Raw genomic sequence first — 13,844 nt, forward strand, 5'->3', positions numbered from 1 at the left:
CGATGCGATGCCTGTTCCCTCCGATGCGCGCGACGTGCCGCGTACGCACCTTCGTCGCGGCCTGCGCGTGCGCGCTCGCCGCATGCACGACGGTCGGCCCCGATTACGTGGCGCCGCAGCCCGCGCATCCGCCCGGCTGGATCGCGCCGCGCGACACGGTGACGGCCGACCCCGCGCAGTTGCAGGACTGGTGGCGCGCGTTCGGCGATGCGCAGCTCGATGCGCTGGTCGAGCAGGCGATCGCGCACAACCAGGATCTCGCGATCGCGCGCCAGCGCTTGCTGCAGGCGCGCGCCGAACGCGACCAGATCGCGAGCCGCCTCGGCCCGACCGTCTCCGCGGGCGGGAACGCCGATGCGCTGCGCTCGTCGCGGGCGCTCGAATGGCCGCCCGGAATCGGCCAGTCGCGCACCTACCGGCTCGGCTTCGATGCGTCGTGGGAACTCGACCTGTTCGGCGGCACGCGGCGCGCGGTCGAATCGGCCGATGCGCAGATCGACGCGCTCGACGACGATCGCCACGCGATCCTCGTGAGCCTGCTGGCCGAGCTTGCATCCGATTACGCGGAACTGCGGGCGACCCAGGAGCGGCTGCGGATCGCAACGGACAACGTCGCGAGCCTCGACGCCACGCGGCAGCTGACCGAGCGCTCGAACCGGCGCGGCCTCGGCACGTCGTTCGCGGTCGCGCAGGCGCGTGCCGAACTGCAGCTCGCGCAGGCGGCGGTGCCGCCGCTGCAGCAGGACGTCGCGCGGCTCGCCCACGCGATCGGCGTGCTCGTCGGCGGTTTTCCGGAAACGCTGCGCGACACGCTGAGCGCACCCGGCGCGACCCTGCCGGTCGCGCCCGCGCTGCCCGTCACGCTGCCGTCGGACGTGATCCGCGAGCGCCCCGACATTCGCGCCGCCGAACGGCGGCTCGCCGCCGCGACCGCGCAGATCGGCGTCGCGCGCGCCGAGCAGTTTCCGCATTTCGCGATTCCGCTGAGCCTCGGCACGACGGCGAGCCTCGTGCAGGACCTGTTCTCGGGCGCGAGCGTCGCATGGTCGGTCGCCCTCGACGGCACGCAGACGCTGTACGACGGCGGCCGCGCGAAAGCCGGCGTCGACGCCGCGCGCGCGGCCGCCGAGGCCGCCCGGCTCGCATACGAGCAGCGCATCCGCCGCGCGTTCCGCGATGTCGAGGACGCGCTGGCGGCGATCGGCGCCGCGCGCGACCAGCAAGCCATGCTCGCCGCGGCGGTCGACAGCAGCCAGGACGCGCAGTCGCGCGCGACGCGGCTGTACCGCAACGGCCTCGGCGAATACCTGTCGGTGCTCACGGCGCAGCGCGCGACGTACCGCGCCCGCGATGCGCTTGCGCTCAGCCGGCTCGCCCAGGTGCAAGGCGCGATCGCGCTCTACAAGTCGCTCGGCGTCGGCTGGCGCGATGCGCCGCCGGTCGCGCAGGCCGGCGCGGCGCAAGCGAGCGCGCATTGAATGCCCACGCACGGCCACCCGACGCTCCGGCGTCGCTCATCCAACGGAGAACCCTCGATGTCCGCTCTCAATCCGAATGATTTCGCGCTGCATGACATCCATCTCTTTCCGGTCTGCGTGTTTCGCCCCGAACACGCGACACCGGGCTACGCACCGCGCTGGGAAGGCGAGATCGACACGCTGATGCGCCACGGCGAGCCGTTCGTGATCGTCTACGTCGAACTCGATACCGACGAAAGCCACGACGACCGCAAGCATCGCGCGGTCTGGCTCAAGCAGAACAAGGTCGAGCTGGGCGCCGTCTGCAAGGCGCTCGTCAGCGTCGAACCCGATCCCGACCGGCGCGCGGAAGTGGCCGCGCAGGGCGAGGTCGCCGTCAAGGCATTCGGGATTCCTCATCACGCGGTGGCGTCGTTCGGGCAGGCCGTCTCGCTCGCCGCCCGGCTCACGCGGCAGCATCCGGGCAACGACGCGCTGCAAACCGGACAACAGGCATGACGGGGCCGGCACGCCGCGCCACGTCGCATCCGCCACCGACACGGGGGCCGGCATGCGCTATCCCGCCCTGACGATCACCGGCTCGCACACGCTGGCGTCATGTCCGTCGCGGCTTCCCGCTCCGGGCGAGATCCTGTTGTGGCGACTGCGCGGCGAATGGCAGCTCGTCACCAGCGAGCAAGGCCATCTCTGCCTGTCGAAGACGGAACTGCGGCGTGCCAGGATGCATCCGAACCGCGCGCACGGCCGCCGCTTCGCGATCGGCCGGTCGGCGCTGCGCGCGATCCTGGGGACGCTGGCCGGCCGCGCCGCCGACGAACTCACGCTGATCGAGCGGGAGGCCGACCATATCGCGATCGCGGGCTGCGACTCGCTGGACGGGCTCGACGTCGTGGTCGGCCACGCCGGTATCTGGATCGTGATCGCGATCGCCCGTGGCCCGATCGGGCTCGGCATGGCGCAAGCCGGCACGCCCGCCGGTCCGGCATCGCGCGACCAGCTTCGGCTGGACAGCCTCTCGAACGCATGCGGAAGCGGACACGGCGCGACGCTCGCGTCGCTGGCGCCGTTTGCGGGGCCCTTCCGCGAGGTCGATACGCCGCATGCGGGCCGCTGGCGCCTGCTCGACATCCCGCTCCCCGGCCTGGCCTGCGCGGCCACCGTTGCCGCGCGCCAGATGGACAAGATCCATGCGGTGGGCTGGCGCGGCGAACGCAAGGACTGGCTGGCCGACCGCGATCGCCACCTGCGGGCGGCGGCGTCGTGCGGCACTTCAGCCTGCGTCGCGGTCGAGACTGGATAAACCGGCGCAGCAATCCTCGCGGCGCGTGCTTGCGCGCCGGTCGCCGTCGGCATCGATGATGGGATGCCGTTCATGGGAACGCGCGAAGGTTCCCGGTTATGGGAGCACGCGCTCCGGATGTAAAGCGCCCACACCGCCGCCGCATCGCCATTCCGCGATTCTTTCGCCTCCTCCATCAAACCTCCATCTTTCCGCACAAAAAACTCCATCGGGCATACGCACACTGCGAACCGAAAATGCGGGCCATCGGGTGCCTGCGTCCCATGGAGTCCACATGAAGAATCAGAAACGAGCCTGCTACGGCGCCGTGTGCGCGCTGGTGGCGGCGATGCTGGCGGGCTGCGGGCCCTCCGAACAGCAGGCCGCCGCGCCGGCCATCCCGGTTGCGGCGATGACGCTCGCGGCCGCGCCCCTCGACGTGAGCGAAGACCTGCCGGGCCGCGTCGCGGCCGTGCGGATCGCCGAAATCCGGCCGCAGGTCAGCGGCATCGTCCAGCGACGGCTGTTCGAACAGGGCACCGAGGTCCGCGCAGGCCAGCCGCTGTTCCAGATCAATCCGGCGCCGTTCAAGGCCGACATGGATACAGCAGCGGCGGCGCTGCAACGCGCGGAAGCCGCGCTTGCACGAGCCAGGGTGCAGACCACGCGGCTGAAGCCGCTGGTCGAAGCCGACGCGATCAGCCGGCAGGTCTACGACGACTCGGTGTCGCAACGCGACCAGGCCGCCGCCGACGTCGCGCAGGCCCGCGCGACGCTCGCACGACGCCAGCTCGACCTCAAGTTCGCAACCGTCGAAGCGCCGATCACGGGCCGCATCGACCAGGCACTCGTGACCGAGGGTGCGCTCGTCGCGAGCAGCGACAGCCAGCCGATGGCACGCATCCAGCAGATCGACCAGGTCTATGTGGACGTCCGCCAGCCGGCCGCGTCGCTCGAATCGCTGCGCGGCGCGCTCGCGGCGCAGACGCAAGCGTCGAACAGCAACAGCCTGCCAATCGATGTGCTGCGCGAAGACGACACGCGCTACGACGTGCGCGGCCGCATGCTGTTTTCGGGCGTCAACGTCGATCCGGGCACCGGCGACGTGCTGCTGCGCGTGCTGGTCGACAACCCGAAGCGCGAGCTGCTGCCGGGCATGTACGTCCGTGCCCGTGTTCCGCGCGCGCACTATGCCAACGCGGTGATGGTGCCGCAACAAGCGGTCGTCCGCGCCGGCGGCAAGCCGCAGGTATGGGTGCTCGACGCGAAGGGCACCGCACATCTGAAGGCCGTCGAAGTCGGCGAGCTGACGAACCGCAGCTACCGCATCAAGTCGGGCCTGCAGGCCGGCCAGAAGGTCGTCGTCGAAGGGATGGAACGCCTGGTCGACGGCGCGCCGGCCGCCGCGACCGACTGGAAGTCGCCTGACGCGGCGACCACCGCGTCCGCGCACTGAGCCACGAGGAGCCTCCAGTCATGGCTGAATTCTTTATCCGCCGCCCGGTGTTTGCGTGGGTGATCGCGCTCTTCATCATCCTCGCGGGGCTGATCGCGATCCCGCAACTGCCGGTCGCGCGCTACCCGTCGGTCGCACCGCCGTCCGTCACGATCACCGCGAACTACCCGGGCGCCACGCCGCAGACGATGAACGACGGCGTGCTGAGCCTCATCGAGCGCGAGCTGTCCGGCGTCAAGAACCTGCTGTACTTCGAATCGTCGGCCGATACGTCCGGCCAGGCGGAGATCACCGTGACGTTCAAGCCCGGCACCGATCCGGCGCTGGCGCAGGTCGACGTACAGAACAAGATCAAATCGGTCGAGCCGCGTCTGCCCGCGGCCGTGCGCCAGAACGGGCTGATTGTCCAATCGGCGTCGACCGGCTTCCTGATGATCGTCAGCCTGCGCTCCGACAACGGCCGCTTCGACGAAGGCGCGCTCGCCGACTACATGGCGCGCAGCGTGTCCGAGGAACTGCGGCGTATCGACGGCGTCGGCCGTGTGCTGCAGTTCGGCTCCGAACGCGCGATGCGCATCTGGGTCGATCCGCAGAAGCTGATCAATTTCGGGCTGTCGATGAGCGACCTGACGACCGCGATCGGCCAGCAGAACGTGCAGATCGCACCGGGCAGCCTCGGTGCGCTGCCCGCATTGAAGGGGCAGCGCGTGACCGTGCCGCTCACCGCGCAGGGCCAGCTCACGACGCCGGAAGAGTTCGCGAAGGTCGTGCTGCGCGCGAACGTGGACGGCTCGAAGGTCGTGCTCGGCGACGTCGCACGCGTCGAACTCGGTTCGCAAAACTACACGTTCGTGAGCCGCGAGAACAACAAGCCCGCCACCCTCGCCGGCGTGCAGCTCGCACCGGGCGCCAACGCGGTGAAGACCGCGGAAGCGATCCGTGCACGCATGGCCGAACTGAGCAAGTCGATGCCGTCGGGCATGACCTACTCGATCCCGCTCGACACGTCGCCGTTCGTGAAGATCTCGATCGAGAAGGTGCTGCATACGCTGCTCGAAGCGATGGTGCTCGTGTTCCTCGTGATGTACCTGTTCCTTCAGAACGTTCGCTACACGCTGATCCCGGCCATCGTCGCGCCGGTCGCGATGCTCGGCACGTTCGCGGTGATGCTGCTGACCGGCTTCTCGATCAACGTGCTGACCATGTTCGGCATGGTGCTCGCGATCGGCATCATCGTCGACGATGCGATCGTCGTCGTCGAGAACGTCGAACGCCTGATGGCGGAGGAAGGCCTGTCGCCGAAGGACGCGACGTCGAAGGCGATGAAGGAGATCACCGGCGCGATCATCGGCGTCACGCTGGTGCTGACCGCGGTGTTCCTGCCGATGGCGATGGCGAGCGGCTCGGTCGGCGTGATCTACAAGCAGTTCACGATGTCGATGGCCGTGTCGATCCTGTTCTCGGCGCTGCTCGCGCTAACGCTCACGCCGGCCCTGTGCGCAACGATGCTCAAGCCGGTCGAGCCGGGCCACCACGAGAAACGCGGCTTCTTCGGCTGGTTCAACCGCCGCTTCGATCGCCTGACGAAATGGTACGAGACGCGCGTCGGCCGCCTGGTCGGCCGCACGGGTCGCGTGATGCTGGTGTTCGTCGCGATCTCGGGCGCGCTGGTGTTCGGCTTCCGCGGCCTGCCGTCGTCGTTCCTGCCGGACGAGGACCAGGGCTACTTCATCACCAGCTTTCTGATGCCGGCGGACTCCACTGCCGAGCGTACGCATGACGTCGTCAAAACGCTGGAGAAGCATCTTGCCTCGCGTCCGGCAATCCGGTCGAGCATTTCCGTGATCGGCTACGGCTTCTCGGGCCAGGGCCCGAACGCTGCGATCAACTGGTCCGTCATGAAAGACTGGAAGGACCGCGGTGACGCATCGACGCTCGAAGAAGGCATGCGGGCCCAGCAGGCGATGGCCGGGGTCACCGAAGGCACGGTGATGAGCCTGCTGCCGCCGGCGATCGATGAACTCGGCAACAGCTCGGGCTTCGCGATGCGCCTGGAAGACCGCGCCAACCAGGGCACGGCGGCGCTCAAGGCGGCTGAAGCGAAGCTGCTCGAACTCGCCGCGCAAAGCAAGGTCGTGACCGGTGTGTATCCGGACAGCCTGCCGGCCGGCACGAGCATCCGGCTCGAGATCGACCGCGCGAAGGCGCAGGCGCTCGGCGTCTCGTTCACGACGATCAGCGACACGTTGTCGACCGCGATGGGTTCGACCTACGTGAACGACTTTCCGAACGCGGGCCGCATGCAGCAGGTGATCATCCAGGCCGACGCGCCGGCGCGCATGCAGATCGACAAGGTGATGAAGCTGTACATGCGCAACGCGGCCGGCGGCATGGTGCCGCTGTCCGAAGTGGTTCGCCCGGTATGGACCGAGACCCCACTGCAGATGGTGCGCTTCAAGGGTTATCCGTCCGCGCGTATCTCAGGTACGGCCGCCCCCGGCCAGTCGAGCGGTGCCGCGATGGCCGAGATGGAGCGTCTGGCCGCGCAACTGCCCCCGGGCTTCGCGGTCGAGTGGACCGGCCAGTCGCTGCAGGAACGTCAGTCGGCGTCGGAAGCGCCGATGCTGATGGTGCTGTCGATGATCGTCGTGTTCCTGGTGCTCGCCGCGCTGTACGAAAGCTGGTCGATCCCGCTGTCGGTGATGCTGGTGGTGCCGCTCGGCCTGATCGGCGCGATCGGCGCGGTCCTGCTGCGCGGCTTGCCGAACGACGTGTTCTTCAAGGTCGGGATGATCACCGTGATCGGCCTGTCTGCCAAGAACGCGATCCTGATCGTCGAGTTCGCGAAGCAGTTGCGCGAGGAAGGCAAGGGGCTCGTCGAAGCGGCCGTGCAGGCATCGAAGCTGCGCCTGCGCCCGATCCTGATGACCTCGCTCGCATTCGGCCTCGGCGTGGTGCCGCTGATGATCGCGACCGGCGCCAGCGCCGAGACGCAGCACGCGATCGGCACCGGCGTGTTCGGCGGCATGGTGACCGCCACCGTGCTGGCCATTTTCTTCGTTCCGGTTTTCTACGTGTTCGTGATGAGCATCCAGGAACGCATCTCGGCATGGCGCGCATCCGGCAAGAAGCCCGCCACCGTGACCCACGAACATGAAGGTTGATGCCATGCGATCGCTCATTCTTACCGCGGCCGTTTCCGCCGCCCTCGCGCTGTCGGCATGCTCGATGGCTCCGAAGCTGGTCAAGCCCGCGATGCCGGTGCCGACCGCCTACACGACCGCTGCCGCGGCCGACCAGCACGCGAACGCGGCCGATCTCGGCTGGCGCACGATGTTCGGCGACCGCCGCCTGCAGCGCCTGATCGAGCTCGCGCTCGACAACAACCGCGACCTGCGCCTGGCCGCGCTGAACGTGCAGGCCGCCGAAGCGCAGTACGGCATCCAGCGTTCCGCGCGCCTGCCGTCGATCGGCGCCGGTGCGAGCTTCACGCGCCAGCGCACGGCGGCCGACTCGCAATCGAATCCGCCGCTGCTCGAGAACACGCAGAACCAGTACGGCGTGAACGTCGGCGTCAGCGCGTTCGAGATCGACCTGTTCGGCCGCGTGAAGTCGCTGTCCGATGCGGCGTTCGCGCGCTACCTCGCGACCGATCACGGCCGCCGCGCGGTGCAGATCGCGCTGGTCGGCTCCGTGGCCAACGCGTATTTCGCGGAGCGTCTCGCGCAGGAACAGCGCGCGTTGTCCGAACGCACGCTGAACGACTGGCGCCAGTCGCTCGACCTTGCACGCCGGCTCAAGCTCGCGGATCAGGCGAGCGGTGTCGACATCGCGCAGGCCGAAGGCCAGGTCGCGAGCGCCGGCGCCGATCTCGAAGCGCGCTCGCGCGCGGTCGAGCAGGCAGGCAACGCGCTGCGGCTATTGGTCGGCACCGACCTGCCGAAAGACCTGCCCGACCCGCTGTCGCTGGAACGCCAGCCGGTGATGACGCAACTGCCGGCCGGCCTGCCGTCGGAATTGCTGTACCGCCGGCCGGACATCCAGCAGGCCGAGCAGAACCTCGTCGCCGCCAACGCCGACATCGGCGCGGCGCGCGCGGCGTTCTTCCCGCGCCTGTCGCTGACGTCGTCGATCGGTTTCCTGAGCCCGGGGCTGGGCAGCCTGTTCGCCGGCGGCCAGAACGTGTGGAGCTTCGCGCCGCAGGTCACGTTGCCGATCTTCCAGGGCGGCCGGCTGCGTTCCGAACTGAATCTCGCGGAAGTGCGCAAGTCCAGCGCGGTCGTCGAATACGAACGCGCGATCCAGACCGCGTTCCGCGAAGTGGCCGACGGCCTCGCCGGGCGCGAGACGTTCACCCGCCAGATCGATGCGCAAAACCGCGTCGTCAGGAGCGCCGAGCGCCGTACCGATCTCGTGAACCTGCGCTATCGCGCCGGCATCGAGGACCGGCTGGAACTGCTCGACTCGCAGCGCCAGTTGTACGCCGCGCGTCAGGCGCTGCTGGATCTGCGCAACGCCGAACTGGGCAACGCGGTCGCGCTCTACAAGGCGCTCGGTGGCGGCCTGGTCGACACCGATGTGCCTCCCGCTCACAACGTGGCGAACAACTGAGCAACGCGTCGTCGCCGATCCGTTCGCGACGACCGCACGCACGATGAAGTCCGGCGGCGCACATGCCGCGCCGCCGGCCCGCCTGCCGGTCACGTTCACTTTCAGTGATACCGATGAACCCTCTGATACTCATTGCCGAAGACGATCCGGAGATCGCCGACATACTCGACGCCTACCTGGCTCACGACGGCTTTCGCACCTATCGCGTCGGTCACGGCCAGGCCGTGCTCGACGTGCAGCGCGTGCTGAAACCCGACCTGATCCTGCTCGACGTCAGGATGCCGAACAAGGACGGCTGGGAAGTCCTCGTCGAACTGCGTCGCCGCGGCAACACGCCGATCGTCATCATCACGGCGCTCGACCGCGAAATCGATCGCTTGCAGGGGCTGCGCTTCGGCGCGGACGACTACATCACGAAGCCGTTCAATCCGGCCGAGGTGGTCGCGCGCATCCGGGCGATCCTGCGCCGCCTGGAAACCGCCGCCGCGGGACGCTTCATCAAGGTCGGCAACCTCGAAATCGATACGCAAAGCTATCTGACCACGGTCCGCACGGACAGCGGGGAAACCAGCATCGCGCTGACGCTGACCGAATTCCGGCTGCTCGCCCACCTGGCCGCCTCGCCGAACCGCGTGTTCACGCGCAGCGAACTGATCGACGCGTGCCTCGCCGACGTCGATGCGCTGGAACGCACCGTCGACAGCCATATCAGCCGGTTGCGCAAGAAGCTCGAAGGCGCGGGCGCGTCCGGGATGCCGGAAGTGATGCGCGGCGTCGGCTACCGGCTGCGCAGCAGCCAGTGAACACGCGTCATGGATCGCGGCCGCGTGCTGCGCGGATCGTCGGGCTCCTGATGGCCACGGTCGTACTGACGATCTCAACCGGGTGGTTCGTCGTCTACGGGCTGATCATGAGCATCCGCACGCACGTGCGACGCTTCGATGCGTGGCCCGGGAGCAGGGCCCGGTTCGAAGCCGACGGGAGCCGTCCATGGGAGCGTGCGACGGGAGCCGGTTATGGGAGCCGGCTCCCTTGGCCCTTGAACCTTTGAAGCGATGCGCTACGCGCGCCGCCGGTAAGTGCCCGGCGTGCTCCCCGTCCAGTGGCGGAACGCGCGATGGAACGCGCTCGGATCGTCGAAGCCGATGTCGGCGCCGATCGCCGCGATCGTGTCGGGCGTGTCGGTCAGCCGCTGGATCGCGATGTCGCGCCGCAGTTCGTCCTTGAGCACCTGGAACGTCGTCCCTTCGGCGGCCAGGTGGCGGCTCAACGTGCGCACCGAGCAATGCAGGTGCTCGGCCGCCTGGTCGATCGCCGGCAGGTCGGGCAACGCGGCCGACAGGTACTGCCGCACGCGATGGCATACGAGCTGTTCGCTGAACGATTCGAAGATCCAGTCGCCGGGCGCGCGCGCGAGGAACTTGCGCAGGTTGCGCTTGCTCTGCCGGATCGGCGCATCGAGGTAGTCCGCGCTGAAGCGCATCAGCGTGCGCTCGCAGTCGAACTGCACGGAGCCGGTAAAGAAATACAGGTGGTCGACCGCATGGCGCGGCCGCGGGCACGCGAACTCGATCTGCAGCAGCGGGATCTTCTGCCCGATCAGCCAGGAGCACACGCCGTGCACGAGCTTGAGCATCAGTTCCTGGCCGAGCGCGCCGATCGGGCCGATCGCGTCGTTCGGGCGCAGCAGCACCTGCGCGACGAGGCCGTCGCGCTTCGATTCGACGAAGAAATCGTCGAGCAGGATATGGAAGAATTGCCCGAAACGATGCTGCGCCGTTTCGAGGTTGCGCGCGTCGAGCAGGCTCAGGCACAGGTACTTCAACGTGCCGCCGCGCAGCGGGCGCGAGAAGATGCCGGGCATCTCGTCGTCGAGGTCGATCGCGAGCGTGCGGTACAGCGTCGAGAACTGCTCCTCCGTCACGCGCGCATGCGGTTCGCCGAGCAGCTCGATCGGGATGCCGGCCCCGCGCAGGTAGCGCTCGACCACGTCGCGCTGCACGCCCGCGCTCGCGAGGAAGCCGTTGACGAGCGAGATCGGCACCGTCGCGCTCGGCGAAGGCAGCGCCCGCCCGGGCCCGGGCTGGGCGGAAAGTGCATCTGAACCGGTCATCGCGTCCCCGTCGGTCGAACCGCTCGCATTGTACTTGAGCGGCCCGCGCGGGGCCTTCCGGGCCCGAGGCGCGCCGGGCCTTGCGCGGCGCGCCGACGCCATCAGTCGGTGCGGCTGAGTTCCCGGCGCAGGATCTTGCCGACGGTCGACTTCGGCAGGCGGTCGACGAAGCGGATCAGCTTCGGCACCTTGTAGGCCGCGAGGCTCGCGCGGCAATGCGCGACGAGTTGTTCCTCCGAGACGTACGCATCCTGCGCCAGCACGACGAACAGCTTGACGGCCTCGCCCGTGCGCGCGTCCGGCACGCCGATGCACGCGCATTCGGCAACGCCCGGCATGGCGGTCGCGACGGCTTCCACCTCGTTCGGGTACACGTTGAAGCCCGACACGATGATCATGTCCTTCTTGCGGTCGACGATCCGCAGGAAACCGGCTGCGTCGAACACGCCGACGTCACCCGTGCGGAAATAGCCGTCGGCCGTGAACGCGGCCGCGTTCGCGTCCGGTTTCTGCCAGTAGCCGCTCATCACCTGCGGCCCCTTCACGCAGATTTCGCCGGCTTCGCCGATCGCGACTTCGCGATCCTGGTCGTCGAGCAGCTTCACGTCGGTCGACGGCAGCGGCAGGCCCGTGGTGCCCGTGAAGGTGTCGATCGACTGCGGGTTGAACGACACGACCGGCGACGTTTCCGACAGCCCGTAACCCTCGCGGATGAAGTTGCCCGTCACCGCCTTCCAGCGCGAAGAGATCACGTCGATCACGGCCGCGCCGCCGCCGGCCGACAGCTTCAGCCGCGACCAGTCGACTTCCGTCAGGCGCGGATGGCCGGCGAGCCCCGCATACAGCGTGTTCACGCCGACGAATACCGTCGGCCGCGCGGCCTTCAGCACGTCGATGAAACCGTCCATGTCGCGCGGGTTCGCGACCAGCCAGTTCTGCGCGCCGATCGCGAAGTAGGACAGGAAGTTCACCGTCAGCGCGAAGATGTGATACATCGGGATCGCCGTGACGACGACCTCCTCGCCCGGCTCGCGCGCGGCCGGCACGATCGCGCCGAACTGCGCGATGTTCGCGACGAGGTTGCGGTGCGACAGCGCGGCCCCCTTCGACAGGCCGGTCGTGCCGCCCGTGTACTGCAGCAGCAGCAGGTCCGCGCCGCCGAGCGGCACCGGCTCGAACGCGAGCGATTCGCCGGCGGCGATGGCGTCCGCGAGCGGGATCGAACCGGGCGGCAGCGCGTCGCATGCACCGGCCGGCGCATCGACGACGCCGAGATCGCCGCGCCCGACGCTCAGCACGGTACGCACGCGCGTGCCGCCGACCACCTCGGCGAACGTGCCCATCGACCCGCCGCACACCAGGGCGACTTCGACGCCTGCGTCGTTGAGCTGATGCTCGAGCTCGCGCGCCGTGTAGAGCGGGTTCACGTTGACCTGGATCGCGCCGATCTTCGCGACCGCGACGAACGCGACCGGAAACGCGAGCACGTTGGGCAGCATCACGGCCACGCGATCGCCCTTGCGCACGCCCACGACCTGCTGCAGATAAGCGGCCAGCGCCGTCGACAGGCGGTCGACGTCGGCATAGGTGAGCGTGCGGCCGTACGAATGGAACGCCGGACGATCGGCGAAACGGTGCATCGCGTCGTCCAGCAGCGCGCTTACGGAAGGATGGCGATCGGGATCGATCTCGGCGGGGATCGAGCCATACGACCCGGTCCAGTGTCTGTTCGTCATGTCTCACTCCACGGGGGACGGCGCGCCGGCCGCGCGCCGTTCGCGCGACGGCCTGCACGCCAGAAGCGCGGGCCGTCGCCTGACCGGCGACTATCGCCCGCGCGGCGCGCTTTGAAAATGATCCGGGCGGCCGAAAAGATGATCGAAACGGACACGCGGGCGGGCGCGCTTGTCCAGACAACTTCGCAGGCCGGCGCGGGAAACCGCTTATTCCGCGACACGAATTGCAAAGCAGCAAGCGGCATGGCACGGCCGGGCGCCCTTCTTCATAATCGACGCCCGTCATTCCGCTGTCGAAACCATGCAGCCGCTTTCCCTGGCCCCCGCCGACACCTTCTCGTCCGTCCGCTTCCTGCTGACCGACATGGACGAGACCCTGACCCATCACGGCCGCCTGTCCGCCCGCACCTACACGGCGCTCGAACGCCTGCAGGCGGGCGGCATCCGCGTGATCCCGGTGACGGCCGCGCCGGCGGGCTGGTGCGACCAGATGGCGCGCATGTGGCCGGTCGACGGCGTGATTGCGGAGAACGGCGGCCTTTTCATCCGGCGCGGCCCGGACGGGCATGGCGTCGAACGCCGTTACTGGCATGCGGACGATGCGCTCGCCGGCGCGCGCGACGCACTCCGGCGCATCGCGCGGCAGGTCGAGGCGGCCGTCCCCGCCGCCCGCCCCGCGGACGACCAGGATTTCAGGCTGACGTCGCTCGCGTACGCCCGCACCGGCGGCAACCAGGACGACCGGGTCCGCGACGCGCTGGTCGAGGCCGGCGCGGACGCGACCATCAACAACCTGTGGATCATCGGGTGGGTCGGCGGGTACGACAAGCTGTCGATGTCGCTGCGCGTGCTGTCGGACACGTTCGGCGTCGACGCGGGCGCCGGCGCGGCGCGCGATTGTGTCGCCTATTCCGGTGATTCCACCAACGATGCGCCGATGTTCGGCTACTTCACGCACACGGCCGGCATGAGCACCGTGGTCGACTATCTGCGGCAGTTGCCCGCGTTGCCGCGCTGGATCACGCAGGGCCCGGGCGGCAGCGGGTTCGTGGAGTTCGCCGACGCGATCCTGCGCACGCGCGCGGACTAGGGCCTGTTCACGCTCGCGCATCGACTGTCGCGTGATCGTCAGGGTGAACCCTGTGGCGCATGGGACCGATCCCGAGCAGAA

Annotated in this window: 10 protein-coding genes; 8 read left to right on the plus strand and 2 right to left on the minus strand. The window is 68.9% G+C overall.

Annotated features, from left to right (window positions below; all coding sequences use genetic code 11):
• Nucleotides 1-2 precede the first annotated feature (2 nt).
• From AB3K92_RS04795 to AB3K92_RS04825, 7 genes are all read left to right on the plus strand, one after another.
• Nucleotides 3-1,478 (plus strand): efflux transporter outer membrane subunit, encoded by a 1,476-nt coding sequence (locus AB3K92_RS04795; RefSeq protein WP_369464549.1) that lies wholly within the window; start codon nucleotides 3-5, stop codon nucleotides 1,476-1,478.
• Nucleotides 1,479-1,535: 57 nt separating this feature from the next.
• Nucleotides 1,536-1,976 carry a hypothetical protein gene (locus AB3K92_RS04800; protein ID WP_021162534.1) on the plus strand — a complete coding sequence of 147 codons (441 nt, stop codon included), beginning with the start codon at nucleotides 1,536-1,538 and terminating at the stop codon, nucleotides 1,974-1,976.
• 52 nt (nucleotides 1,977-2,028) lie between these two features.
• Nucleotides 2,029-2,778 (plus strand): hypothetical protein, encoded by a 750-nt coding sequence (locus AB3K92_RS04805; protein ID WP_369464550.1) that lies wholly within the window; start codon nucleotides 2,029-2,031, stop codon nucleotides 2,776-2,778.
• A 274-nt stretch (nucleotides 2,779-3,052) separates the two neighbouring features.
• Nucleotides 3,053-4,213 carry an efflux RND transporter periplasmic adaptor subunit gene (locus tag AB3K92_RS04810; protein WP_048028674.1) on the plus strand — a complete coding sequence of 387 codons (1,161 nt, stop codon included), beginning with the start codon at nucleotides 3,053-3,055 and terminating at the stop codon, nucleotides 4,211-4,213.
• 20 nt (nucleotides 4,214-4,233) lie between these two features.
• Entirely contained in the window at nucleotides 4,234-7,377 is a 3,144-nt protein-coding gene (locus AB3K92_RS04815) for a multidrug efflux RND transporter permease subunit (RefSeq protein ID WP_059854568.1), read from the plus strand.
• 4 nt (nucleotides 7,378-7,381) lie between these two features.
• A complete protein-coding gene (locus tag AB3K92_RS04820) occupies nucleotides 7,382-8,824 on the plus strand; it encodes an efflux transporter outer membrane subunit (protein WP_369464551.1) in 1,443 nt (480 codons plus the stop codon).
• Between the two features lie 113 nt (nucleotides 8,825-8,937).
• Nucleotides 8,938-9,627 (plus strand): response regulator, encoded by a 690-nt coding sequence (locus tag AB3K92_RS04825; protein ID WP_369464552.1) that lies wholly within the window; start codon nucleotides 8,938-8,940, stop codon nucleotides 9,625-9,627.
• Nucleotides 9,628-9,884: 257 nt separating this feature from the next.
• Here AB3K92_RS04825 and AB3K92_RS04830 read toward each other — a convergent pair whose 3' ends face one another.
• Complete coding sequence (locus AB3K92_RS04830; RefSeq protein WP_048028662.1) at nucleotides 9,885-11,039, minus strand: AraC family transcriptional regulator; 1,155 nt, start codon at nucleotides 11,037-11,039, stop codon at nucleotides 9,885-9,887.
• Complete coding sequence (locus tag AB3K92_RS04835) at nucleotides 11,039-12,673, minus strand: AMP-binding protein (RefSeq protein WP_060148339.1); 1,635 nt, start codon at nucleotides 12,671-12,673, stop codon at nucleotides 11,039-11,041. Before AB3K92_RS04835 ends, AB3K92_RS04830 begins: the two co-directional genes overlap by 1 nt.
• A 301-nt stretch (nucleotides 12,674-12,974) precedes the next feature.
• Here AB3K92_RS04835 and AB3K92_RS04840 point away from each other — a divergent pair, with 301 nt between their 5' ends.
• Complete coding sequence (locus tag AB3K92_RS04840) at nucleotides 12,975-13,763, plus strand: HAD-IIB family hydrolase (protein WP_369464553.1); 789 nt, start codon at nucleotides 12,975-12,977, stop codon at nucleotides 13,761-13,763.
• Nucleotides 13,764-13,844 lie beyond the last annotated feature (81 nt).

Origin of the sequence: Burkholderia sp. Bmkn7 (genome assembly GCF_041103175.1) — a bacterium.
GTDB classification, from domain to species: Bacteria; Pseudomonadota; Gammaproteobacteria; order Burkholderiales; family Burkholderiaceae; genus Burkholderia; species Burkholderia cepacia.